Genomic DNA, 21749 nt, shown 5'->3' with positions numbered 1-21749 from the left:
TTTAGGTCCCTCAGAAAATGAAGTTTGCCCCAACCCACACCGACACGAGCCCCAGCGCAAGCCCCCAAACCCGCCAAAGCATGTCACATGCGCGGAAAACCTCCGGCGCGCCTATGTCATGTCGCGCATCCCCGTTGACCCAGGCCAGATCGCGGACCTGACCATCATAGCTGCGTGGCCCGGCAAGGGCGACGTTCAGAGCGCGCGCCATGGCAGCTTCGGGCCAGCCGGCGTTGGGAGAGATATGGCGGCGCGCATCCGCGACCATTTCGGGCCAACGCGCCCATTGGCCGGACAATGCCACGATCATTACGCAGGTCATTCGGGCGGGGATGAGGTTCAACACATCGTCCAGACGCGCCGCGGCCCAGCCGAAGTCGCGGTACTTTTCCGACCGGTAGCCGATCATGCTATCGGCAGTGTTGACCGCCTTGTAGATCAGCAACCCCGGCAGGCCCGCGACCAGAAACCAGAAGGAGGGCGCAATTACTCCGTCGCTGAGATTTTCGGCAGCGCTCTCAATCGAAGATCGCGCGACCTGCGCCTCGGTCATGTCCCGCGTATCGCGTGAAACGATCATGGCGACTTTGGCGCGGCCCTCGGTTAAGGAGGAGCGAAGCCCGTCACCAACATCGCGGACATGGGTCACCAGTGACTTCTGTGCCAGCAGAATTGCGGCAAGGATGATTTCGATCACCGGCCCAAACAAGGTCAGCGTGCGGCCCAGAATCAATGCGCCAAAGATCAGCATCACCACGACAGCCACGCCTTTCAGGCGTCTATTCGTTCCGTGGTTCAGGCGCTGGTCCAGCCAGCCGATGACAGTGCCGATCATCACTGCCGGATGACGAATGCGCGACCAGATCCAATCTGGCTCTCCAAGCGCCGCGTCCAGACACATGGCGCAAACCAGCAGAAAAGCTGTGCTCACAACGCGGCCTCAAGCTGACGCCACCCGTCTGCCGGCGGCAAGCCAAGGCGCAGATAGGTGTTTGAGTAGGGGAATATGCGGCTCCAGATATGGGCGCGGGCCAGCTTGGCCTGCCAAGCGGCGGCATCGTCGACGTCATAAAGGCGGAACAATGTTGTGCCGCCGACCAGTTTTGCCCCCTTGCCGGTCATGATCCGGTCTAGCTGTTCTGTCGCTGCCGCCAACTGCTGACGGTTTGCTTTGGCCCAGTCCGTGTCCCGCAGCGCCCGTTCCCCGATCCGAAGGGCAGGGCCAGAGACAGACCACGGCCCGGTCAGATCGTTCAGCTTTGAGATCAGGTCAGGGCGGCCAATCGCAAATCCCAGTCGTAGCCCGGCCAAACCCCAGAACTTGCCGAAACTTTTCAACACGATCACACCGGGCCGCTTGGCCAAATGAATTAGGGATGCGTCAGGGCAAACGTCACAAAAACTCTCATCAATCACGGTCAGGGGAGCATCGGCGTCCTCTACGGTCCAGATACGTCCATCCGGATTATTCGGGTGCACAAGGACGCGCGCCTCGGCTGGAACGTTCGATTGAACTGTCCAACCCTGCGCGGCGAAAGCTGCCGCGTGTTCGTTGTAGGTGGGGGCTGTGATCTGAACCCGACCCGTCGCAGCAAGCGCAGGCATGCGGGCGATTACTGCTGATGCGCCGGGCGCGGGCAGAATCGCGGCACCATCTGGAACAGACCAGAACTGGCGTGCTGCGGCAGACAGCCGTTCAAACGCACCGTGATCCGGCAGCGCGGCCCAATCCGACGGGGTCAGTCCCGACACCGGATACGGGTGTGGGTTGATGCCGGTGGACAGGTCCAGCCAATTGTCGCGTGCCCCGCCGAACCGGGCGATAGCGCCGTCCAGCCCGCCGCCATGGTCGCGCACGGCACGGGGGTTCAAATCTGCGTTTGGGCTTGCCATCGGTGTTCTCGTCGGAATTGCGTGTTTCCGGTGCTTCAAGCGGATTTTTGCCGCTTACACAAGCAAATCCGCGTGATCGGCCCGGTTGACCGGCACCGTTAACACTTTGTTAAGGAATAAGCGTGATCACAAACCACGGGGGTCGGCACCGCACACTCTACCAAGTGCCGAGGTTGTTGCAAATGAATGTACTGATTGTTGAGAGTAACCCCGACCTTGGTCGGGTCTGGAAAAGACATCTGGAACGGCAAGGCGCCGAAGTGACGCTTGTTGCCGGGCAAGAGGCTGCGATCCTTGCGTTGTATGGCACGGAATTCGATATCATCGTGTTGGATCTGGTGCTGGAAAATGGCAGTGCGTTGGCAGTGGCTGATTTCGCCAGCTATCGCCGCCCCGAGGCGCGAGTGATCTTTGTTACCAACACCACCTTTTTTTCAGACGGTTCGATCTTTGCCCACAGTCCAAACGCGTGCGCTTATGTGCAAAGCGGCACGCCGCCAGAAGATCTGGCGGCGATGGTTGAACATTACGCGGCGGGCCGCTGACCACGCCCGTGCGGTTCCATGTAGTCCAAAACCGGGTTGGTCGGGATGATCCGATGCGGATTGATGCTTTCGTGGCTATAGTGATAGTGGCGCACGATGTGATGCATGTTCACCGTCGAAGCGACGCCCGGCCATTGATACAACTCGCGAGTATAAGCCCAAAGATTCGGATAATCGATCAGCCGCCGCCGATTGCATTTGAAATGCAGATGATAGACGGGATCGAACCGGATCAGCGTCGTGAACAACCGCCAGTCAGCCTCAGTCAGGCGATCCCCCATCAGATAACGGTTTGAAGCCAAACGATCCTCTAACCAGTCGAGCGTTTCAAACAGCGGGTCCACGGCGGCGTCATAAGCTTGTTGGCTGGTGGCAAAACCGGATTTGTAGACGCCGTTGTTGACGTTGGAATAGATGCGCGCATTCACCTCTTCGATCTCATCGCGCATCGCTTCGGGCCAATAATCGTCGGTGTTGCCGGTGATCCCGTCAAAGGCTGAATTGAACATGCGGATTATTTCCGAGCTTTCGTTCGAAACGATCGTCTGCTGTTTCTTGTCCCACAGGATCGGCACTGTGACACGGCCCGAATATGTCGGGTCGGCCTTGGTGTAAATCTGGTGGGCAAAGCCCAGGCCGTACAGTGTGTCCCCGGTCGCCCCATGGTCATCAGTCTCGAAGGTCCAGCCTTTGTCCAGCATGTCGGGGTGTACCACCGAGACTGAGACGTGCTTGTTCAAACCTTTCAGTTCCCTGAAGATCAGAGTGCGGTGCGCCCATGGACAGGCCAGACTAACATAGAGGTGGTACCGGTCGGTTTCAGCGTTGAAGCCACGCTTGCCCGATGGTCCGGCGCTGCCATCTGCCGTCAGCCAGTTGCGGAACTGCGCGGCGCTGCGTTTGAACGCGCCGCCAGTAGATTTGGTGTCATACCAAGTGTCGTGCCATTTACCGTCGACCAACAGGCCCATCTCATGCCCTCCGAAAAGCGATTTAGCCAAACATAGGCGGTCGCAAGTGCCGTTCCTATGCGAGGACGCGCGCAATCTGCCTGCGCACACGCACAAGTTGGATTGGGATTTCTGTGCAACAAATTGATTTCTCGGCGCTGACTGTGACCGGGTTCACTGGATTTTTACAATTTGCGCCTCACAATAGAGTACTCTGTTGGGGGAAATTTTTATGAGTACGTATGTTTCAAAGGAAATTACTGCCGAATTGGATGCGGCCCGAATCGCCGGTTTGAAGAAAACCAGCCGCCTGCGTGTCGAAATTGGCGACAATTCCTATAAAATTCTTCGATTGTGGAAAGATGGCTTTACGGTTGAAGCTGAAACCACGCCGCGACTGCGCGGGCTCGTCGACATCTATGATGGCGCCAACCACCTGTACCAATGTCTGATCATCGCGGATGAGGATGAAGCAGGCGAAATGCGATACGAATTCAAGCGCAGCACGGCCGCTGCCGACAAGGCTCCGCTGGATTTCTACCGCGCGCCGGACGCGCCGATTGCGTTACTTGGGCACAAGGATTGAGGGCAGGGCCAACGACATCGCCGTTGGCTGCCTCGTTCACTGCAAATCAGCAAATGCATGCTTTAGCCGGGCGCATGCCTCTTCGACCCGTGCACGCTGTGTGGCCAGGTTAAACCGTTCGAAGGTCTCACCCCCTGCGCCGAAACCGGGGCCTGAGGACGTTGCGATTTTGGCATCTTCGCGCAGGCGGCGGACAAACTCTTCATGGGGCATGCCGGTTCCTGAGAATTCTACCCAAGCCAGATAAGTAGCCTGCAACGGCATGGACCACAGACCAGGGATCTCGGCGATTGCTGCGTCAAAGACTTGGCAGTTGCCCGCCAGATGCGCGACCTGTTGGTCAACCCATGCCGCACCCTCGGGCGAATAGGCGGCAGTTATCATCGCCACGCCCAAAGCGCTGGGATCATAGTCCAACGTCTGAATGCGGTGCCGCATGCCCGCGCGCAGTTTGGGGTCCGGAATGATCATGTTACCGGTTCGCTGACCAGCGATGTTAAATGTCTTGGACGCCGCGGTCAGCGTCACGGTCCACGGCCGCGCATCCGGCGCGGCGACATCCATTGGCACAAACGTATTGCCGGGATAGACCAGATCGTGGTGGATCTCATCCGACACCAAAATCAACCCATTGCGATCGGCGAATGCGGCCACGGTGCGCAGTTCATCCGGTGTCCACACCCGGCCCGAAGGGTTTTGCGGCGAACACCACAGCAACAGCTTTTCCGACCCGTCCAGACGCGATTGGGCGTCGTCCAAATCCAAGCCATAGGTTTTGCCTTGTCGCGCCAGCGGACATTCCACCACACGGCGACCTGATTTGTTCACCTTGTGAGCAAACTCATGGTAGACAGGGCTGAAGATGACGACGCCGTCGCCCGGTTCGCTCCAGACATCTAGACACAAGGCGATGGCATTGCCCAACCCTTGCGAGGTCAGCACCCAATCGGTGTCGATGTCCCAGCTATGGCGGTTCTTCATCCACCACTGAATCGATGCCAGATATTCCGGGTGAATCCACGAATACCCAAAGACCCCATGGTCAGCCGTTTTTCGAACCGCATCAATTACGCAAGGCGCTGTTGGGTAATCGGAATCTGCCGTCCACATGGCCAGCCCGTCCTGCGGGGGCACACCGTAGATTTGCTCCATCTTATCCCATTTTGAACTGTTGGTTCCCCGGCGGTCGATCAGGTCGTTGAAAGTCATGTCTGCTCCATCTGTCCGGACGAAAGCTAGCTACAATTCCAGCGGGTGCAAGGGGGGCGTTGCGGTGCAGTGCGGGATGGCCTAAATCAACCCCATGAAACGTAATATCCTGATCCATCCCGACCCCCGCCTGAAAAAGGTCTGCGCGCCTGTGGCAGATATCAGCGACGAGCTGCGCAAGCTGGCAGACGACATGCTGGAGACGATGTATGACGCGCCTGGCGTTGGTCTGGCCGCGCCTCAGATCGGCGTGCTGGATCGGTTGATCGTGTTGGACTGCATTAAGGAAGAGGGCGAAGCCCCGCGTCCGTTGATCATGTTCAACCCCGAGGTTATCGCCTCGTCCGATGAGACCAATGTCTACGAAGAAGGCTGCTTGTCGATCCCCGAGCAATTCGCCGAAGTCACGCGCCCCAAAGTGGTTGATGTCACGTGGATTGACCAGGATGGGAACTTGCAACAGGAAACATTCGACGGCCTGTGGGCGACCTGTGTTCAGCATGAGATCGACCATTTGAACGGCAAGCTGTTCATCGACTATCTCAAGCCGCTGAAACGGCAGATGATCACGCGGAAGATGCAAAAACTAAAGCGCGAGCAGGCCCGCGCATGACCGCTCGCACCTGCCTGCCATGGCCCGATAAACGCCTGCGCACCAAGGCGGAGGACGTCGCCGAGATCACCGATGAAATCCGAGCCATCTGGGACGACATGATCGACACGATGGAAGCTATGCCCGGTGTTGGCCTTGCCGCGCCGCAGATCGGTGTCATGTTGCGGCTGGCTGTGGTGGACGGCTCGGTCGAACGCGGTAAGGCTGTGCGTTTGGCGAACCCAGAAATCCTGCACAGCTCAATCGAATTGCGCGAACATGATGAGGCCAGCCCGAACCTGCCCGGTGTTTCGGCCAAGGTGAAGCGCCCGCGCGCGGTGACGGTCAAGTTTCTGAACGAACAGGGCATGGTGGATCGCCGCGACTTTGTAGGGATCGAGGCCACAAGCGTACAGCACCAGATCGACCATCTGAACGGGAAGATGTATTTCGACCGGCTCAGCAAGATCAAACGGGACATGCTGCTGCGCAAAGCTAAAAAGCTGGGGTAGAGATGCGCGTTGTATTCATGGGTACGCCCGATTTTTCGGTTCCGGTGCTGGATGCGCTAGTCGAAGCGGGGCATGACATCGTGTCCGTGTACTGCCAGCCGCCGCGCCCGGCCGGTCGCGGCAAAAAAGACCGTCCGACTCCGGTTCATGCACGGGCCGAGGCGCTGGGGCTCACTGTCCGCCATCCGACGTCTCTGAAATTGGCCGAAGAACAGGATGCCTTTGCTGCACTGAATGCAGATGTGGCTGTGGTGGTCGCTTATGGTTTGATCCTGCCGCAGCCTATTCTGGACGCGCCTGCCCAGGGATGTCTGAATATCCACGCCAGCCTGTTGCCGCGTTGGCGCGGGGCGGCCCCGATCCATCGGGCCATCATGTCCGGTGATGCGCAAACCGGTATCTGCATCATGCAGATGGAGGCCGGGTTGGACACAGGCCCGGTTCTTATGCGCGAAGCAACCGATATCGGGATCGAGGAAACCACCGACCAGTTGCATGACCGCCTGTCGATAATGGGCGCAAAACTGATTGCCGAAGCTTTGCGCGATCTGCCGCATCTGACGCCCGAGCCGCAGCCCGAGGTCGGTGTCACCTATGCCGCCAAGATCGACAAATCAGAGGCACGGATTGACTGGTCGCGGCCCGCAACTGAGGTTGATCGGCAGATCCGCGCTCTGTCCCCATTCCCCGGTGCCTGGATCGAGATTGACGGAGACCGCGTGAAACTACTGGCGTCGCGTCTGGCCGAGGGGCAGGGCGTACCCGGCGAAGCTCTGGACGATGCCTTGACAATAGCTTGCGGCGAGGGTGCCGTTGATCTGTTGCGCCTGCAACGGGCGGGCAAAGGCGCACAGGATAAGGAAACCTTTCTGCGGGGCTGGCCTGTGGCCAAAGGAAGCCGGATTTAGAAGGAATAACAGACTTGTACATGACTTTGATGGGGACGGTGTTAATCGCAGCCGTCGTTGGAAGCCTCGCGGAAAAAACCGGGTTTACCCGAAACGGTTATCTGCAATCTATCATCATTTGTATCGGCGGTGCCTTTCTATTTTTCTTTGCTCAGATCATGTTTGGCAGGATGTTCGGGTTTAACCTTGCTTTTGGGTCCCCGGGATTGAACGCTATTGTATCATCCGTCGGCGCGCTGATCATCGTGCCGACCCATTGGAGGAAGTGACATGCCTGTCATCGCCCTGATCGTTATCGGAGCCGCCGCAGGGTTCCTGGCCACCCGTTTAATGCGGATCGAGGCCAACATCCCCACAACCATGTTGATTGGCATCGTTGGTGCACTGGTTGGCGGATTTCTGTTGCGGGCTTTGATCACCGTGGCAGGATGGTTGTCCGGTTTTGTGGGTGCCGTTCTGGGGGCTCTGCTGGTGATCTGGATCTGGCAGACCTATCTACGACGTTGAGCGTGGCTACCGCTCGTCGCAAATCACTGTTGATCCCAACGATTTCGAATTGCGCGTCGCCATATTGAAGCGATTGGCTTCCTCTGCTGACATCCAGTGCATTTCGTCCTCGGACGCTGCATCAAGCGTGAACCAATAAAAGGCCGGGTCGACACCAATATCATTGAAGTAGTTGAGATAGCGATCGTGCTCGGGGTGGTTTTCGGGCAGGTTGGCAGCCACATATCCGCCGCCGCCCCAGCTATGAACCCCGACACATGCGCCAGGTTCCAGAGTGCGACGATTGCCTGCCAGGAACAGATCGGTGCCACCAGAGGCGACCAAGCCGTTTGAGGGCACCACAGTATCGAACCCTTCGTCCCGAACAACGCGGCTGAAAACGACATTTGCATCATCATCGACCGAGCCTTCGATGTTCTGCAGTACAAGTGTCTTGATCTCGGGATTGGCCGCAGTGATTTCTTCAAAAGCGCTGAGTGTCGTGTGATCAATAGCCCCCGAAGCAACGATTTCGTCGCCCTGTACAACGAAGCTGACCGCGTCGTATCGCTCTGCACACGCACCCAGAAGAGCTAGTGAGGCGACAAAAACGGGGAAAGTGAATTTCATTTCAGTTCTCACTTCTGCGGCACAGGAAATGCAGATCGAACATTTTGCACCCATTTATTGCCGCGGCGGGCGCGCCTTGTAAACCGGAAGCCGCCAGCCAAACACCAATGATCCCGCCCGCAATGACCAGCAGATCAACGCACATGCGGCCAGTGTGGCCAGCTCGTCGAAACCAAGTCGGGTCGCGATCACAGCGGCAAAAGCCCCGGCAAACGCGCAAGAGACATAGAGCTCACCCTGTTTCAGAACCAGTGGCACTTCGTTGCAGACGACGTCCCGCATTAAGCCGCCAAGGCAGCCAGTTGTGACGCCCATCAGCACAACAATGACACCGGATTGGTTCAGCGACAAGGCTGCGCCAGCACCTGCTGCCGCGGCAATCGACAGAGCGAAACTGTCCAGCCAGACCAGCAAGTTGTATCGGCTTTCCACCAAATGGGCGGTGAAAAACACCACCACAGCGGCCGCTGTGGCGATCAGGATATAGTCCGGTTGACCGACCCAGAACACCGGGTGCCGGTCCAGCAGCAGGTCGCGGACGGTTCCGCCGCCCAAAGCAGTCAGGCAGGCCATAAAGGCAAAACCCACCAAATCCAGCTGTGCCCGGCTAGCCAACAATGCACCCGTCAGGGCAAAAACCAGAACTGAGGCATAGTCGAGCAGTGCCAGACCGCTCACGTTTGCGCCTTTTTGGGTTTGAACGGGGCCATGCCCGCGCGGGCCAGCTCGTCGGCTTTTTCGTTTTCGGGATGGCCAGCATGGCCCTTGACCCATTCCCAGGTCACGTCATGGCGCGCCTGCGCCTCGTCCAGTCGCTGCCACAGATCGACATTCTTGACCGGCTTCTTGTTCGAGGTTTTCCAGCCGTTGCGCTTCCAGCCGAAAATCCAGCCGGTGACGCCATTCTTCACATAGGCGCTGTCGGTTACCACGGTGATCTTCGAGGCCCGCTCCAGCGTTTCCAGCGCGCTGATCGCTGCCAGCAATTCCATGCGATTGTTGGTGGTTTCAGCCTCGCCGCCGTTCAGCTCGCGTTCTTTCAGGACTTTTTCGCCGTCCATCGCGCGCATCAGCACGCCCCAGCCCCCGGGGCCAGGATTGCCCGAACAGGCACCATCAGTATAGGCAAACAACTCAGGCATGGGCGATCACCAGAATAAAGCCGTCATAAGACCCGGCCAGACCTTTGCCCACTCCGGTTGTAATCCGGTCAATTGTGAACGCTGCCTCGGCCAGCGCCTCTTCGATCTCGGTCTGTGAGAAATAGGTGTAATAGCGATCAATGTCGTCACGGTGTTCACCGGTTCCCAGTTTCAGACCAAGGAAAAAGATACCCTCAGGCTTGAGTGCCCGGTGGATGGCCGCCAAATGGCGCGGGAAATCCTTGCGCGGCGCATGCAGCAGCGAAAAGCTGGCATAGATGCCGTCAAACGTGGCCGTTACGGTCACATCGTCAAATGTACCGACATGCGCATCTACACCATTTTCGCGGGCGTGTTCCACAAAGGCCGGCGTCGCATCCAATGCCCGAACCCGCAGCCCCTCACGCATGAAGAACATACTGTCCGCCCCGGGGCCTGAGCCGAGATCCAGCACATAGCCGCCCGGCGCAACCGCTTCGGCAAAGGCCATGCGGGCCTCGATCTGTTCGGGCGGCAATGGGACGCTCAGATACTCGGCAACACGCGTGGTGTAGGCATCAATTGTCTTGCGATCGGTCACAGGTACACTCCTACGGCAAGGCATATCAGGACGATGACTGTCAGCAGAACGCGCAGCCTTAGCCACCATGTTGGGGTCAGCCGCCAATATGCAAATATCGCATCCAACATCAGCAAACCGGCGAAGCCATACATCAGGTTGATGCCCGCCTCGACAGGTCCACCGCCGGTCATGAAAAACGCCCAAAGCGCGGGGAGGACTGACAGCACATAGCATGTCGCTGCCTTGCTGCCCGAGGTCTTGGTGGCGAACCCCCACAGAACACCGGACATAAAACTTAAGATCACCGAGCCGTAGAACAGTTGAATATACGGTCCGACGAACCGCGACCCAAACTCTTGCCTGCCCCAATCCTGCAAATCGCCGTTCAAGGAGGTCAGCGCGCCCCAAATGAACGGGATCAACCCCGCCAGCGCCAGAACCAACGGCGCCCTGGGGACGCCTCTCATGCGGTTTGCCTCAGGACGCGGGGCACTTTGAATTCGACATTTTCAACGGCGGTTTCGACCAGTTCAACCGTCACGTCATAGTGGGTGTCGAAAGCGTCAATCACCTCATTCACCAGCACTTCGGGTGCTGACGCGCCTGCGGTAATGGCGATGGTTGAGATGCCTTCCAGCGCCCGCCAGTCGATATCGTGGGCGCGCTGCACCAATTGCGCATAGTTGCACCCGGCGCGCGCAGCAACCTCGACCAGCCGACGTGAGTTCGACGAGTTCGGTGCGCCTACAACCAGCAAAGCATCCGATTTCGGAGCCACGGCCTTAACAGCCTCTTGCCGGTTCGTGGTGGCGTAGCAAATGTCCTCTTTATGCGGGCCAACGATGGCCGGGAACCGGGCTTCGAGGGCCGCGATAATGTCCTTGGTGTCATCCACTGAAAGCGTAGTCTGGGTGACAAATGCCAGCTTTTCCGGATTGCGCACCTGAACCGAGGCCACGTCATCAACGGTTTCAACCAGCAGCACTTCGCCGTCAGGCAATTGGCCCATGGTGCCGATGGTTTCTGGATGGCCCTTGTGCCCGATCATGATCATCTGCAACCCGGCCTCGGCATGGCGCTGCGCCTCGACATGGACCTTGGAGACCAGCGGGCAGGTGGCATCGACGTAGATCATTTCCCGCTGGGCCGCCGACGCGGGAACGGATTTCGGTACGCCATGCGCTGAAAAGATAACGGGTCGGTCGTTAGGACACTCGTCCAGCTCTTCGACAAAAACGGCCCCCTTGGCGCGCAGACCATCTACGACGAATTTGTTGTGCACAATCTCATGCCGCACATAGACCGGGGCACCCCATTTCTGCAGCGCCATTTCAACGATCTTGATCGCCCGGTCGACACCGGCGCAGAACCCGCGTGGTGCGGCAAGGTAAAGGGTAAGGGGCGGCTTGGTCATGTCTTGGTCTCCATAGGCCACAGGTAAGTCTTTTCCCGGCTATGGTCCAGACAGGACATTGTCATTGATCTGACATGAATCACTGCTAGCCAGCAGGTGTTTCAGTACCTGCTTTTAGTTAAAGAAGCGCGGCCAGGTTGGTACAGCCTGACCGCGCTAATTTCTTCCCCCGGGCTTGGTGAGTGGCCGGGTCTTACTGTCCACCCGCAGCAACGCTGCGTGGCTCCATGGGCATTTCACGCGGAGGTCGCCCGATCACGTCGCGCAGGTCTTCAAGTTCGATGAAGTTGTCAGCCTGGCGGCGCAGCTCGTCCGAGATCATCGGCGGCTGGCTGCGGATGGTCGAAACCACCGAAACGCGCACGCCCTGACGTTGCAAGCTGGCAATCAGCGGGCGGAAATCCCCATCGCCCGAGAACAACACGATATGATCGACACGTGGTGCCAGTTCCATGGCGTCGACCGTCAGTTCGATATCCATGTTACCTTTGACTTTCCGACGCCCCATGCTGTCGGTGTATTCCTTCGCCGGTTTTGTCACCATGGTGAAGCCGTTGTAATGCAGCCAGTCAACCAAGGGGCGGATCGGGGAATACTCGTCGTTTTCCAATAGCGCCGTATAGTAAAAAGCCCGAAGCATCTTGCCGCGGCGCATAAACTCCTGGCGCAGCAATTTGTAGTCGATGTCAAACCCCAGTGCTTTTGCGGCCGCATAAAGATTCGAGCCGTCGATGAACAGCGCTAGCCGTTCGTCTTTATAGAACATAAATAGGTCCTTCCGGTACAATACAGGACGCCGTGGTGTTACGTGAGTGGGTATTTGGAAATATGCGGCGCGCTGATCTTCTATAATTAGGCCATTTCGGTCGTATCGCAAGCATGCAATTCGCCGAATATAGTGAATGGAACGTACAAATCTATGTCAAAAGCGGTTATTGCGCTGGGCGCAAATCTCAAATTGAGAGGTATTGGCCCCAAGGTGACACTTCAAAGCGCACTTGACGCGATGTTGCGTCAAGGAGTGGTGATTCGTGCCGTCAGCCGTTTTTTTGAGACCCCGTGCTTCCCGGCAGGTGCCGGGCCCGACTATATTAACGCGGCTGCAGTGATCGAAACGGACAGGACACCAGCCGATTTGTTGCACCTGCTTCACCAGATTGAGCATCAGTTTGGCCGCGAAAGGGTGCAGCGATGGGGTATGCGAACGCTGGATCTTGATCTGGTGTGCTATGATGATTTGGTTCTGCCGGATCGCACCGTATATGACAGCTGGCTGACCCTGCCAGCACAGGAACAGACGCAAAAGGCGCCGGACCGACTGATTATTCCACATCCGCGTCTGCAGGATCGTGCTTTTGTACTTGTTCCGATGGCGGACGTAGCCCCGGATTGGCGGCATCCTGTACTGGGCCGGACGGTAACCGAAATGCTGGCAGACCTGCCCGCGGCGGATATTGCAAAGGTCACGGCTGTGTGAACGGTGCATTTGCAGCATTTCTTGCTTGTCAAGGCAGGGATTCGCCCTTAGATAAACCTCTTCCTGACATGGATTCAGTAACGGAGAGCGCCCCATGGCCCGCGTGACGGTTGAAGATTGCGTAGACAAGGTTCCTAACCGGTTTGAACTGGTGATGCTTGCCGCCCATCGCGCGCGCGAGATTTCTGCCGGCGGCCCGATCACCGTCGACCGTGACAATGACAAGAATCCCGTCGTGTCGCTGCGCGAGATTGCGGACGAAACTCAAAGCGCGGATGAACTGCGCGAGCGCCTGATCGAGGCCAACCAGACCCAGATTGAGGTCGACGAGCCGGAAGAAGATCAGATGGCTCTGCTGATGGGTGCGGAGTCGGACAAACCTGCCGATGACGATATGTCGGAAGAGAAGCTGCTGCGCGCTCTGATGGAGGCTCAAGGCCAGGGGTAATCCCCAAAGATAAAGGTGCGGACCGGATGATTTCTGCAGACGACCTGATTGCGCTGGTCCGCAACTACAACCCCAAGACTAATGCTGACCGCATCGCCCGAGCATATGAGTTCGGAAAGCAGATGCATGACGGTCAGTTTCGCCATTCAGGCGAACCCTATTTCACGCATCCTGTTGCCGTGGCCGCCATCCTGACCGAACAGCGTCTTGATGATGCGACGATCATTACGGCGTTGCTGCATGACACGATCGAAGACACCAAGGCCAATTATGGCAAAGTGTCCGAACTGTTCGGGGAAGAGGTTGCCAAGCTGGTCGATGGCGTCACCAAGCTGACCAATCTGCAGCTGTCCAGCCGCGAGACCAAACAGGCCGAGAATTTCCGCAAGCTGTTCATGGCCATGTCCAAGGATCTGCGGGTTATTCTGGTCAAGCTCGCTGACCGTCTGCACAACATGCGCACTATCAAGGCAATGCGCCCGGAAAAGCAGGTGCAGAAGGCACGCGAGACGATGGATATTTATGCGCCGCTCGCGGGTCGCATGGGTATGCAGTGGATGCGCGAAGAGCTTGAGGATCTTGCTTTCCGCGTTCTGAATTCCGAAGGTCGCCAGTCGATCATTCGCCGCTTTATCACCTTGCAACGTGAAACCGGCGACGTGATTCACCGGATCACCGGCGACATGCGGCACGAGCTGGAAAAGGCGGGCATCGAAGCCGAAGTGTTTGGTCGCGCCAAAAAGCCGTATTCGATCTGGCGTAAGATGCAGGAAAAGGATCAGGGCTTTTCGCGCCTGTCCGACATCTACGGTTTTCGCATCATTACCCGGTCCGAGGAAGATTGTTACCGGACGCTGGGTGCGATCCACCAGCGCTGGCGCGCGGTGCCGGGTCGGTTCAAGGATTACATCAGTCAGCCGAAATCGAACGGATATCGCTCGATCCACACAACAGTTTCCGGCCGCGACGGGAAACGGGTCGAGGTTCAGATCCGCACCCGTCAGATGCATGATGTGGCAGAAACCGGCGTTGCAGCGCATTGGTCGTACCGCGACGGTGTCCGCTCGGAAAACCCTTTTGCCGTTGATCCGGCCAAGTGGATTGCGAACCTTACTGAACAGTTCGACAGTGAGGAAGATCACGAAGATTTCCTCGAAGCGGTCAAGTTGGAAATGTACTCGGACCAGGTGTTTTGCTTCACGCCCAAGGGTGATGTTGTCAAGCTGCCGCGCGGGGCAACGCCGATTGATTTCGCCTATGCGATCCATACCCGCATTGGCCATGCCTGCGTTGGCGCCAAGGTGGACGGCATCCGTGTGCCACTGTGGACGCGGATCAAGAATGGTCAGTCGGTGGATGTAATTACCGCTGACGGTCAGACGCCTCAGGTAACGTGGCTTGAGATTGCAGTGACCGGCAAGGCCCGGACCGCCATTCGGCGTGCGCTGCGCGAGGTCGACCGCGAGCGGTTCATCAAGCTGGGCAAGGAACTTGCGCGTTCCGGTTTCGAACATGTCGGTCGAAAGGCTACCGATAAGGCGCTAGATACCGCTGCGAAACACCTGCGCCTGAAGGATCGTCATGAATTGTTGGCGCGTCTCGGCAGTGCGGAATTGACGGCCCATGACGTTGTCAGCGCGGTCTACCCGGAACTGACACAGGATGAAGGGGACGCCATTTCCCCACGCCGCGCGGTGATCGGCCTTGAGGCCGGCCAAAAATTTGACCGCGCCCCCTGTTGCCAGCCTTTGCCGGGCGAACGCATCGTCGGCATAACCTATCGCGGCAAAGGTGTTGTCGTGCATGCGATCGACTGCGACCGCCTGTCCGAATTCGAAAGCGAACCTGATCGCTGGGTCGATTTGCACTGGCACTCAGGAACGCACCCGGCTGTCTATGGTGCGACGCTGGATATGACCATTGGTAACGATGCCGGTGTTCTGGGACGCATTTGCACGTTGATCGGCGAGAAAAAGGCCAATATCTCGAACCTCGAATTCGTCGACCGCAAACCGGATTTTTACCGCTTGCTGATCAATGTCGAACTGCGTGACCTGGAGCAGCTGCATTCGCTCATGCTGATGCTCGAGGCCGAAAGCGACGTGGCGGCAGTGGAACGGTATCGGGACAGGGCAAAAACCGCAGTTGCGGCTGGCTGAGAAGGGGTGATCAGGAGTGGTATTTAAGCGCCGAGACCGACGCTCGCCTGTCCAGATCGCGTCTGAATTCGTCTATCCCCGTGGTGGATGGACGCGGGCCTTTCACTACGTCAAGCATCGTGTTCGTAGGCTGCCGGATTCCCCCGAGCGCATTGCGCGTGGCATCGGTGCAGGCGTCTTTGCCTCATTCACTCCGTTCTACGGATTGCATTTTCTTGTTGCTGCCGTGGTGGCGCGCCTGCTGAACGGCAATATTCTGGCGGCTCTGAGTGGAACATTCTTCGGCAACCCACTCACCTATGTGCCAATCGGCGTGGTTTGCCTGCAGACCGGGCATTTCCTGCTGGGAACCAAATTCCACAAGGGTGATACACATGGGCTGATGGGCAAGTTCACAGATGCAATGGGTGATCTGAAGAACAATTTTATTGCCATGTTCACCGACCGTGTCGCGGACTGGCATGGGCTCAGCATCTTCTATAACGAAGTGTTCTTTCCCTACATGATTGGCGGCGTTCTTCCGGGCATTCTGGCGGGTGTAATCTGCTCCTATCTCAGTTTGCCGCTGATCCGCACCTATCAGCAACGCCGTCGCGACAAGATCAAGGCAAAGTTTGACGAAATCAAACGCTTGGCCGAAACAAAGCCTGCCGTTCCATTGATGAATGCCCTAGGTTCAGATCAGGGCCTTAAGAAGGATTCGAGCGATGTCTGACAACCACCTGCGTCTTGGCGTGAATATCGACCACGTGGCCACGGTTCGCAACGCGCGGGGCGGGGCCTATCCTGATCCGCTGCGTGCCGCCAAGTTGGCAGAAGAGGCTGGGGCTGACGGGATTACCGCGCATCTGCGCGAAGACCGTCGCCATATCTCGGACGCCGATATCGATGGCCTGATGGAGGTTCTGTCGGTGCCGTTGAACTTTGAGATGGCTGCGACGCCCGAGATGCAGAAAATTGCTTTGCGCCATAAGCCGCATGCCGTTTGCATCGTCCCTGAAAAGCGCGAAGAACGCACCACCGAAGGCGGGCTGGAGGTCGCGCGCGAGGAAAACAAGCTGGCTCATTTTATCGCGCCGCTGCGTGATGCCGGGTGTCGTGTGTCGATCTTTATCGCTGCTGATCAGCGCCAGATCGAGGCCGCGCACCGTATCGGCGCCGAAGTGATCGAGCTGCACACCGGTGCATATTGCGATGCCATGGCCGAAGGCCACGCGGACAAGGCCAACAGTGAGTTGGAAGCCCTGCGCGAAATGTCTGCTTTTGCCCATTCATTGGGCCTTGAGGTCCACGCGGGCCACGGCCTGACCTATGACACCGTACAACTAATTGCGGCGTTCCCAGAAGTGCGCGAGCTGAATATCGGCCATTTCCTTATTGGCGAGGCCATCTTTCGCGGCCTCACACCTGCCATGGCCGAGATGCGGCGTCTAATGGATGAGGCGCGCGGATGATCACACCCGGATTTGTTGCGATCTGGTTTGCCTGGTTGATGGCCGGTGGCTCTCCGGGGCCTGCAACAATGGGGATTGCCGGAACGGCAATGAACGAAGGTCGCCGCGCCGGTCTGGTGTTTGCCTTTGGAATTTGTGCAGGCTCTGCAGCGTGGGGTATTGCCGCGGCGTTGGGCCTATCAGCAATCATGCTGGCCAATGTTTGGGTATTCGAGGTCATCCGCTATATAGGGGTGGCCTACCTGGGCTGGCTGGCGATCAAGGCGCTGCGCCGGGCGGTGACATCTGATGAGGTTGCTATGGGCAACCCTGTCACCGGCTCTTTTCGCACAATCTTTGCCAAGGGCGCGGCCATTCACCTGACAAATCCCAAGGCGATTCTGAGTTGGGGGTCCATCTATGCCATCGTCGCCCCGAATGATGCCAGCCTTTCGATGTTGCTGGGCTATTTCGCCATGCTTTACGCCGGATCGTTGTTGATCTTCATCGGCTACGCCTTCCTCTTTTCCTCCGAGCGTATGGTGCAGGCCTACCGCCGTGCTCGCCGGTGGTTCGACTTCGCCTTTGCCGGGTTCTTTGGGGTCGCGAGTTACAAGATTTTGACTGTGCGGCTGTCATGATACTCGGCATCGGCACAGATCTTGCAAATATCGACCGCATTCAGGGCACACTCGACCGGTTTGGCGACCGGTTTCGCAATCGTGTCTTCACCGAAATCGAACAGAGCAAAGCGGAACGTCGCGCAGATGTTGCTGGAACATACGCCAAACGCTGGGCCGCGAAAGAGGCTTGCTCTAAGGCGCTGGGCACCGGTCTTGCCATGGGCATCGCGTGGAAGGACATGTCGGTCACCAATCTACGCACCGGTCAGCCTGTGATGCATGTCACCGGGTGGGCGGCAGATCGACTGAAAGAGATGACGCCCGAAGGGTGTGAGGCCATCATCCACGTCACCCTGACCGACGATCACCCCTGGGCACAGGCATTCGTGGTGATCGAGGCGCGTCCGCTTCACGATGGCCCCGCGCAGCCTTGACTTGCCCTTAACTGACCCGCATGTAGCACCCCAACGAATAAACGACCGGAGAGCAGTATGGCCGAGGAAGCCAAAACAGGTAACGCCGTTTGGGAGACGATCAAAACCATCGTCTATGCCTTGCTGATCGCGGGCGTCTTCCGCACGATCCTGTTTCAGCCGTTCTGGATTCCGTCGGGCTCGATGAAGCCCACCTTGTTGATCGGGGATTTCCTGTTCGTCAACAAAATGTCTTACGGTTATTCTTACGCGTCCTGTCCCAGCCTGATCATCCCAAGCGTCGGTTTGAATGTTGACGCCGAAGACCTCTGCGGCTGGATGCAAAGCGATGAAAACACCCGTATCTGGGGTAGTGACCCCGAACGCGGTGACGTCATTGTTTTCCGCCACCCGGTCAGCGGTCGTGATTATATCAAACGTCTGATTGGTCTGCCCGGGGACCGCATTCAGGTGCGGGACGGTCAGATCATTCTGAACGGTGCGCCCGTACAACAAGAACCTGATGGCGTATTCACCGAAGTCGCCGAACCACAAGGTTCGCAAGGTTTGCGCCCACGCTGCGAAAACGGTCCTGTCGGCTTTGGCGGTGTCTGCGAAAAATCGCGTATGATCGAAACACTGCCAAACGGTGTGTCCTACGAAGTGCTGAACATCGGCAACCAGGCGGCTGACAATACCGGCATCTACACGGTTCCCGAAGGGCATTACTTCTTCATGGGGGACAACCGCGACAACTCCAGCGACAGCCGCGTGCCGCAATCTGCAGGTGGCGTAGGCTATGTGCCTTACGAAGACCTGATCGGGCGGGCTGATCGCATCCTCTTCTCATCCGCTGGCCGGTCGATGCTGTTCTTCTGGACATGGCGCGGGGATCGCTTCTTCAAGGCGGTCAATTGAAGCTTTCGACCGAGATAAAGGCGTTCCAGCAGCGTCTGGGGTACGAATTCTCGAACCCTGAACTGCTGGTGCGCGCACTGACCCATGGATCGGTCTCGTCCTCGACACGACCCGACAATCAGCGGTTGGAGTTTCTGGGCGATCGGGTTCTGGGTCTTGTCATGGCCACCGCCTTGCTGGAGGCCGACAAAAAAGCATCCGAAGGGCAGTTGGCCCCTCGGTTCAACGCGTTGGTCCGCAAAGAGGCCTGCGCTGATGTGGCCCGGCAGATCGATCTTGGCGTGGTGCTGAAACTGGGCCGGTCCGAGATGCTGTCAGGTGGGCGCCGCAAACAGGCCTTGCTGGGTGATGCGATGGAGGCTGTAATCGCCGCAATCTATCGCGATGCCGGTTTCGAGGCTGCGCGCGACGTCATTCTGCGACTGTGGGGGGATCGCGTCCACAACGTTGAAGCGGATGCGCGCGACGCCAAAACCTCGCTGCAGGAATGGGCGCAGGCGCGTGGGCAAAAACCGCCGGCTTACGTCGAGGTCAAACGTAGCGGCCCGGATCACGCCCCGGTGTTTACCATTGCGGCTCGGTTGCAGGACGGAACCGAAGCGCAGGCAACGGCAGGGTCGAAACGTCAGGCTGAACAAGCCGCCGCAAAGGCGCTGCTGGATCAGTTGAAATAGCAACCCTCGACAGCCCGAACATGTCACAATTCTCAATCTAACTTGAGGCCTATGGCGGACCTCGGGTCGCGGGCGTATCTGAACATCATCCGCTTTGGCGCATGTCTAAGAACAAGCGAGCAAAGCGAAACAGATACAATGATTTGAGGCATTCAAATGCAAAGCGCAAAACTGACCACAGTGAATATCGGCTTTTTGTTCATCGCCGGTTTTATCGCCACGATCGCCTTCGATTTCTGGGGGCAGGTTGTCAGCCCCGGCATCGGCTGGGCCAATCTTTCACCGGAAGGGCTGGCCCAGAGCCTGTTGTCCAGTCTCGGCCTGCCCAGCAATGCGTTTCTGGGCTTTTTCGTGCATTTCTATCTTGTGGGCCTGATAGCCTATCCGCTGGGGTGGTTTCTGATCTTCAAACCGGTATGGGTTAAGGTACTTGGCCCCGTTCATATGTTTGTGGCCTCGGCTATTTACGGGTTTGGTCTCTGGGTTTTTGCTTTGGGTGGTATCACGACCTTGTCCGGTCTGCCGACCTTCTTGAACTTCTCGGCGATCACTTGGGTCGCACTAATCGGGCATGTTCTTTACGGGATCGTCATGGTTGCCGTCTTGCGCTTGATTGATCGCCAGAACGCATGAAATGCCTGGGGGGCGTCTAGCACGCCCCTCAGACCACCCGGATAAATCCAGTCAGCCCGGTCTTTTGGTGCTCGATGACATGACAGTGAAATGCCCAGTCGCCCGGGTTATCGGCGACCAGCGCGATCTCGGCCACCTCGTCCTTCAGCAGCAGCATCGTGTCGGTCATCAGGGGCGGCAATTTGCGCAGGTTCGACCGTAGCGGAACAAAGGCCAGCCCGTGCAGGTGGATCGGGTGCAGGTTCGGGGATTCATTTCGCAGTCGCAAGACATAGGTTTTGCCCATTTCCAACGTTGCGAGCGGACCGACACCCTTTGCCGCGTCACCGGGCCAGGGCTTGCGGTTGATCGACCAGAAGTTATACCCCAGCGAGCCGCAGAATCCATTGTTGGGCTGACCTCCCTCAGGGGTCCAACCAAAAACAAACTCGTGCAGTTCGGCGTTGGTCAGATCGGGTTTGGAGACTGGGTTTAAAGGCAGGGGGCGCAATTCTTGCAGGTCCCGTGCCACCGATGATCCAATCGAGCGCAGCTGCGCCATGGGTCTGTGTGGCTGACCGGGCAGTTTGGCCATCAGCGCAACGCTGCGCCCGTCGTCGCCGGGCATTGCAACCGCAAAATCCACGCGCTGACCTGGTCCCATCAGAAGTGGCTCATCTGCGCTGGGCATCGGGATGTTAATCTCAAGCGGATGGCCATCCCACGCGATAATCCGTGCATCGCCGCCCTCAAGATGCAGTTTGTAGATACGCGTTGTGTCCGTATTTACGACTCGCAGTCGCACCAGGCTGCCTGCGGCATGATCGTAGACAGCACCCTGCACCCAGTTGGCGGTGTGGACATTGCCAAAGGTCCCGGCCCGTGCAGCGCCGCGCTGGGTATAGGCCGGCAGGAACGCGCCATCTTCATCCAAACGAAAGTCGCGCAAGTTGATCACCTGTTCGCTGTCAAATCCGGGGTCTTGGGGTTCTGTAATCACCATGACGCCCGTCAAACCGTGGGCCATCTGCTCCATCGTCATGCAATGTGGATGATACCAATAGGTGCCTGCATCGGGCGGAGTGAATTCATAGTTAAAGACCTCACCTTCACCCAATGGCATTTGGGTCAGGTAAGGTACTCCGTCCATGTTGTTCGCGATCCGCATCCCATGCCAGTGCATTGCCGTGTATTCCGACAGCGTATTGCGCACGGGTAACCGCATCACTTCCCCTTGCTTGCCATACAATACCGGCGGCGGTGCGTTAGGGGACAGGCTGACCATTCCGGTCGTCACCTTATTCCGCAAGGCAAAGCTTGCTGGTTGAATGGTTAACTCCGGCGTCCCCTGCGCCAACCCGAAACCGCCCAGACCCAGCGCGCCGGCAGCGGCCCCGCTGCCCAAAAGAAACTCGCGACGTTTCATGTCTTGCCTCATTTTCCGATGGTTGCCTGGCTGGATTTGGCGCGGCTTGGAATAGGCGTGCCACCGATTTTGCATGACCGCAATGCGACAAATCCCTCTGGCCCGCGCGGCCTTTCTGCTATAGGGGTGCGCACTTG

General features: G+C 57.9%; 29 protein-coding genes. 17 read left to right on the top strand and 12 right to left on the bottom strand.

Translation table 11 applies throughout. From position 1 onward, the window contains the following. Positions 1 to 10: 10 nt before the first annotated feature. Together cbiB and AC2FIB_RS19495 are read right to left on the bottom strand one after the other, a co-directional pair. Entirely contained in the window at positions 11 to 931 is a 921-nt protein-coding gene (cbiB, locus tag AC2FIB_RS19500) for an adenosylcobinamide-phosphate synthase CbiB (protein ID WP_496737148.1), read from the bottom strand. Further along, positions 928 to 1893 (bottom strand): threonine-phosphate decarboxylase, encoded by a 966-nt coding sequence (locus AC2FIB_RS19495; RefSeq protein WP_496737150.1) that lies wholly within the window; start codon positions 1891 to 1893, stop codon positions 928 to 930. The genes cbiB and AC2FIB_RS19495 overlap by 4 nt, the downstream gene beginning before the upstream one ends. Positions 1894 to 2075: 182 nt before the next feature. Between AC2FIB_RS19495 and AC2FIB_RS19490 the strand changes: the two genes are divergently transcribed. Continuing rightward, entirely contained in the window at positions 2076 to 2438 is a 363-nt protein-coding gene (locus AC2FIB_RS19490) for a response regulator transcription factor (protein WP_496842632.1), read from the top strand. Here AC2FIB_RS19490 and AC2FIB_RS19485 read toward each other — a convergent pair. After that, positions 2420 to 3409, bottom strand: a complete 990-nt coding sequence (locus AC2FIB_RS19485) for a glutathione S-transferase family protein (RefSeq protein ID WP_496737152.1) — start codon at positions 3407 to 3409, stop codon at positions 2420 to 2422. The genes AC2FIB_RS19490 and AC2FIB_RS19485 overlap by 19 nt on opposite strands. Before the next feature lie 211 nt (positions 3410 to 3620). On the opposite strand from AC2FIB_RS19485, the gene AC2FIB_RS19480 reads away from it, so the two are divergent. Continuing rightward, positions 3621 to 3974 carry a hypothetical protein gene (locus AC2FIB_RS19480; protein WP_496737154.1) on the top strand — a complete coding sequence of 118 codons (354 nt, stop codon included), beginning with the start codon at positions 3621 to 3623 and terminating at the stop codon, positions 3972 to 3974. A 36-nt stretch (positions 3975 to 4010) separates the two neighbouring features. Here AC2FIB_RS19480 and AC2FIB_RS19475 read toward each other — a convergent pair whose 3' ends face one another. Continuing rightward, positions 4011 to 5183: a MalY/PatB family protein gene (locus tag AC2FIB_RS19475; RefSeq protein WP_496842631.1), complete on the bottom strand. Its 1173-nt coding sequence runs from the start codon at positions 5181 to 5183 to the stop codon at positions 4011 to 4013. A gap of 94 nt (positions 5184 to 5277) precedes the next feature. On the opposite strand from AC2FIB_RS19475, the gene def (AC2FIB_RS19470) reads away from it, so the two are divergent. The 5 genes from def (AC2FIB_RS19470) to AC2FIB_RS19450 are packed head-to-tail and all read left to right on the top strand — an operon-like array spanning position 5278 to position 7702. Further along, positions 5278 to 5796, top strand: a complete 519-nt coding sequence (def, locus tag AC2FIB_RS19470) for a peptide deformylase (protein WP_058278958.1) — start codon at positions 5278 to 5280, stop codon at positions 5794 to 5796. Next, positions 5793 to 6287: a peptide deformylase gene (def, locus tag AC2FIB_RS19465; RefSeq protein ID WP_496737158.1), complete on the top strand. Its 495-nt coding sequence runs from the start codon at positions 5793 to 5795 to the stop codon at positions 6285 to 6287. Before def (AC2FIB_RS19470) ends, def (AC2FIB_RS19465) begins: the two co-directional genes overlap by 4 nt. Positions 6288 to 6289: 2 nt before the next feature. Beyond that, the gene (gene fmt / locus AC2FIB_RS19460) at positions 6290 to 7195 is read left to right on the top strand and encodes a methionyl-tRNA formyltransferase (RefSeq protein ID WP_496737160.1); all 906 of its coding nucleotides are present in this window, start codon (positions 6290 to 6292) and stop codon (positions 7193 to 7195) included. A gap of 14 nt (positions 7196 to 7209) precedes the next feature. After that, positions 7210 to 7464, top strand: coding sequence for a hypothetical protein (locus tag AC2FIB_RS19455; RefSeq protein WP_058278955.1), 255 nt, complete (start codon positions 7210 to 7212; stop codon positions 7462 to 7464). Position 7465: 1 nt separating this feature from the next. Next, positions 7466 to 7702 carry a GlsB/YeaQ/YmgE family stress response membrane protein gene (locus AC2FIB_RS19450; RefSeq protein ID WP_058273291.1) on the top strand — a complete coding sequence of 79 codons (237 nt, stop codon included), beginning with the start codon at positions 7466 to 7468 and terminating at the stop codon, positions 7700 to 7702. A gap of 6 nt (positions 7703 to 7708) precedes the next feature. On the opposite strand, the gene AC2FIB_RS19445 is transcribed toward AC2FIB_RS19450, so the two are convergent. From AC2FIB_RS19445 to AC2FIB_RS19415, 7 genes are all read right to left on the bottom strand, one after another. Beyond that, positions 7709 to 8311, bottom strand: coding sequence for a COG3904 family protein (locus tag AC2FIB_RS19445; protein ID WP_496842630.1), 603 nt, complete (start codon positions 8309 to 8311; stop codon positions 7709 to 7711). 54 nt (positions 8312 to 8365) lie between these two features. Then, the gene (locus tag AC2FIB_RS19440; RefSeq protein WP_496737164.1) at positions 8366 to 8989 is read right to left on the bottom strand and encodes a trimeric intracellular cation channel family protein; all 624 of its coding nucleotides are present in this window, start codon (positions 8987 to 8989) and stop codon (positions 8366 to 8368) included. Next, positions 8986 to 9453: a ribonuclease HI gene (rnhA, locus tag AC2FIB_RS19435; protein ID WP_108861286.1), complete on the bottom strand. Its 468-nt coding sequence runs from the start codon at positions 9451 to 9453 to the stop codon at positions 8986 to 8988. Before rnhA ends, AC2FIB_RS19440 begins: the two co-directional genes overlap by 4 nt. Further along, positions 9446 to 10033: a class I SAM-dependent methyltransferase gene (locus AC2FIB_RS19430; protein WP_496842629.1), complete on the bottom strand. Its 588-nt coding sequence runs from the start codon at positions 10031 to 10033 to the stop codon at positions 9446 to 9448. Before AC2FIB_RS19430 ends, rnhA begins: the two co-directional genes overlap by 8 nt. Beyond that, positions 10030 to 10482, bottom strand: coding sequence for a DUF3429 domain-containing protein (locus tag AC2FIB_RS19425; RefSeq protein WP_496842628.1), 453 nt, complete (start codon positions 10480 to 10482; stop codon positions 10030 to 10032). Before AC2FIB_RS19425 ends, AC2FIB_RS19430 begins: the two co-directional genes overlap by 4 nt. Continuing rightward, a complete protein-coding gene (ispH, locus tag AC2FIB_RS19420) occupies positions 10479 to 11429 on the bottom strand; it encodes a 4-hydroxy-3-methylbut-2-enyl diphosphate reductase (RefSeq protein ID WP_496773861.1) in 951 nt (316 codons plus the stop codon). The genes AC2FIB_RS19425 and ispH overlap by 4 nt, the downstream gene beginning before the upstream one ends. Positions 11430 to 11622: 193 nt before the next feature. Beyond that, the gene (locus tag AC2FIB_RS19415) at positions 11623 to 12195 is read right to left on the bottom strand and encodes a LabA-like NYN domain-containing protein (protein ID WP_058278950.1); all 573 of its coding nucleotides are present in this window, start codon (positions 12193 to 12195) and stop codon (positions 11623 to 11625) included. A 153-nt stretch (positions 12196 to 12348) separates the two neighbouring features. On the opposite strand from AC2FIB_RS19415, the gene folK reads away from it, so the two are divergent. The 10 genes from folK to AC2FIB_RS19365 all read left to right on the top strand — a co-directional run bounded on the left by folK (position 12349) and on the right by AC2FIB_RS19365 (position 20207). Beyond that, complete coding sequence (gene folK, locus AC2FIB_RS19410; RefSeq protein WP_496842626.1) at positions 12349 to 12906, top strand: 2-amino-4-hydroxy-6-hydroxymethyldihydropteridine diphosphokinase; 558 nt, start codon at positions 12349 to 12351, stop codon at positions 12904 to 12906. A gap of 94 nt (positions 12907 to 13000) precedes the next feature. Beyond that, positions 13001 to 13354 carry a DNA-directed RNA polymerase subunit omega gene (gene rpoZ, locus AC2FIB_RS19405; RefSeq protein WP_010437681.1) on the top strand — a complete coding sequence of 118 codons (354 nt, stop codon included), beginning with the start codon at positions 13001 to 13003 and terminating at the stop codon, positions 13352 to 13354. Between the two features lie 26 nt (positions 13355 to 13380). Beyond that, entirely contained in the window at positions 13381 to 15513 is a 2133-nt protein-coding gene (locus AC2FIB_RS19400) for a RelA/SpoT family protein (RefSeq protein WP_496737170.1), read from the top strand. Between the two features lie 16 nt (positions 15514 to 15529). After that, positions 15530 to 16228 (top strand): DUF2062 domain-containing protein, encoded by a 699-nt coding sequence (locus tag AC2FIB_RS19395; RefSeq protein ID WP_058273282.1) that lies wholly within the window; start codon positions 15530 to 15532, stop codon positions 16226 to 16228. Next, a complete protein-coding gene (locus AC2FIB_RS19390; protein ID WP_496737171.1) occupies positions 16221 to 16967 on the top strand; it encodes a pyridoxine 5'-phosphate synthase in 747 nt (248 codons plus the stop codon). The genes AC2FIB_RS19395 and AC2FIB_RS19390 overlap by 8 nt, the downstream gene beginning before the upstream one ends. Further along, positions 16964 to 17587, top strand: coding sequence for a LysE family translocator (locus tag AC2FIB_RS19385; RefSeq protein ID WP_496737172.1), 624 nt, complete (start codon positions 16964 to 16966; stop codon positions 17585 to 17587). Before AC2FIB_RS19390 ends, AC2FIB_RS19385 begins: the two co-directional genes overlap by 4 nt. Continuing rightward, the gene (gene acpS, locus AC2FIB_RS19380; RefSeq protein WP_496737174.1) at positions 17584 to 18003 is read left to right on the top strand and encodes a holo-ACP synthase; all 420 of its coding nucleotides are present in this window, start codon (positions 17584 to 17586) and stop codon (positions 18001 to 18003) included. The genes AC2FIB_RS19385 and acpS overlap by 4 nt, the downstream gene beginning before the upstream one ends. 57 nt (positions 18004 to 18060) lie before the next feature. Then, positions 18061 to 18900, top strand: a complete 840-nt coding sequence (gene lepB / locus AC2FIB_RS19375) for a signal peptidase I (protein WP_496737175.1) — start codon at positions 18061 to 18063, stop codon at positions 18898 to 18900. After that, complete coding sequence (gene rnc / locus AC2FIB_RS19370; protein ID WP_058273658.1) at positions 18897 to 19574, top strand: ribonuclease III; 678 nt, start codon at positions 18897 to 18899, stop codon at positions 19572 to 19574. Before lepB ends, rnc begins: the two co-directional genes overlap by 4 nt. A 156-nt stretch (positions 19575 to 19730) precedes the next feature. Then, positions 19731 to 20207: a hypothetical protein gene (locus AC2FIB_RS19365; protein WP_496737177.1), complete on the top strand. Its 477-nt coding sequence runs from the start codon at positions 19731 to 19733 to the stop codon at positions 20205 to 20207. 28 nt (positions 20208 to 20235) lie between these two features. Here the strand turns inward: AC2FIB_RS19365 and AC2FIB_RS19360 are convergent, their stop codons facing one another. After that, positions 20236 to 21612 carry a multicopper oxidase family protein gene (locus AC2FIB_RS19360; RefSeq protein WP_496737179.1) on the bottom strand — a complete coding sequence of 459 codons (1377 nt, stop codon included), beginning with the start codon at positions 21610 to 21612 and terminating at the stop codon, positions 20236 to 20238. Positions 21613 to 21749: the final 137 nt, after the last annotated feature.

The organism is Ruegeria sp. YTSA072, assembly GCF_059610285.1.
The sequence above is the reverse complement of the archived record's forward strand: the minus strand, read 5'-3'. Positions and strand labels throughout refer to the sequence as shown.

What these genes read in the sequence shown, in the direction of transcription:
- AC2FIB_RS19360 (WP_496737179.1), bottom strand. Translation starts at nt 21,612, where the DNA reads ATGAAACGTCGCGAGTTTCTTTTGGGCAGCGGGGCCGCTGCCGGCGCG.
- AC2FIB_RS19365 (WP_496737177.1), top strand. Translation starts at nt 19,731, where the DNA reads ATGCAAAGCGCAAAACTGACCACAGTGAATATCGGCTTTTTGTTCATC.
- AC2FIB_RS19475 (WP_496842631.1), bottom strand. Translation starts at nt 5,183, where the DNA reads ATGACTTTCAACGACCTGATCGACCGCCGGGGAACCAACAGTTCAAAA.
- fmt (WP_496737160.1), top strand. Translation starts at nt 6,290, where the DNA reads ATGCGCGTTGTATTCATGGGTACGCCCGATTTTTCGGTTCCGGTGCTG.
- AC2FIB_RS19490 (WP_496842632.1), top strand. Translation starts at nt 2,076, where the DNA reads ATGAATGTACTGATTGTTGAGAGTAACCCCGACCTTGGTCGGGTCTGG.
- ispH (WP_496773861.1), bottom strand. Translation starts at nt 11,429, where the DNA reads ATGACCAAGCCGCCCCTTACCCTTTACCTTGCCGCACCACGCGGGTTC.
- lepB (WP_496737175.1), top strand. Translation starts at nt 18,061, where the DNA reads ATGGCCGAGGAAGCCAAAACAGGTAACGCCGTTTGGGAGACGATCAAA.
- rnhA (WP_108861286.1), bottom strand. Translation starts at nt 9,453, where the DNA reads ATGCCTGAGTTGTTTGCCTATACTGATGGTGCCTGTTCGGGCAATCCT.
- def (WP_496737158.1), top strand. Translation starts at nt 5,793, where the DNA reads ATGACCGCTCGCACCTGCCTGCCATGGCCCGATAAACGCCTGCGCACC.
- folK (WP_496842626.1), top strand. Translation starts at nt 12,349, where the DNA reads ATGTCAAAAGCGGTTATTGCGCTGGGCGCAAATCTCAAATTGAGAGGT.
- AC2FIB_RS19495 (WP_496737150.1), bottom strand. Translation starts at nt 1,893, where the DNA reads ATGGCAAGCCCAAACGCAGATTTGAACCCCCGTGCCGTGCGCGACCAT.
- AC2FIB_RS19385 (WP_496737172.1), top strand. Translation starts at nt 16,964, where the DNA reads ATGATCACACCCGGATTTGTTGCGATCTGGTTTGCCTGGTTGATGGCC.
- AC2FIB_RS19415 (WP_058278950.1), bottom strand. Translation starts at nt 12,195, where the DNA reads ATGTTCTATAAAGACGAACGGCTAGCGCTGTTCATCGACGGCTCGAAT.
- AC2FIB_RS19480 (WP_496737154.1), top strand. Translation starts at nt 3,621, where the DNA reads ATGAGTACGTATGTTTCAAAGGAAATTACTGCCGAATTGGATGCGGCC.
- AC2FIB_RS19390 (WP_496737171.1), top strand. Translation starts at nt 16,221, where the DNA reads ATGTCTGACAACCACCTGCGTCTTGGCGTGAATATCGACCACGTGGCC.
- AC2FIB_RS19400 (WP_496737170.1), top strand. Translation starts at nt 13,381, where the DNA reads ATGATTTCTGCAGACGACCTGATTGCGCTGGTCCGCAACTACAACCCC.
- def (WP_058278958.1), top strand. Translation starts at nt 5,278, where the DNA reads ATGAAACGTAATATCCTGATCCATCCCGACCCCCGCCTGAAAAAGGTC.
- AC2FIB_RS19450 (WP_058273291.1), top strand. Translation starts at nt 7,466, where the DNA reads ATGCCTGTCATCGCCCTGATCGTTATCGGAGCCGCCGCAGGGTTCCTG.
- AC2FIB_RS19425 (WP_496842628.1), bottom strand. Translation starts at nt 10,482, where the DNA reads ATGAGAGGCGTCCCCAGGGCGCCGTTGGTTCTGGCGCTGGCGGGGTTG.
- AC2FIB_RS19485 (WP_496737152.1), bottom strand. Translation starts at nt 3,409, where the DNA reads ATGGGCCTGTTGGTCGACGGTAAATGGCACGACACTTGGTATGACACC.
- AC2FIB_RS19445 (WP_496842630.1), bottom strand. Translation starts at nt 8,311, where the DNA reads ATGAAATTCACTTTCCCCGTTTTTGTCGCCTCACTAGCTCTTCTGGGT.
- rpoZ (WP_010437681.1), top strand. Translation starts at nt 13,001, where the DNA reads ATGGCCCGCGTGACGGTTGAAGATTGCGTAGACAAGGTTCCTAACCGG.
- acpS (WP_496737174.1), top strand. Translation starts at nt 17,584, where the DNA reads ATGATACTCGGCATCGGCACAGATCTTGCAAATATCGACCGCATTCAG.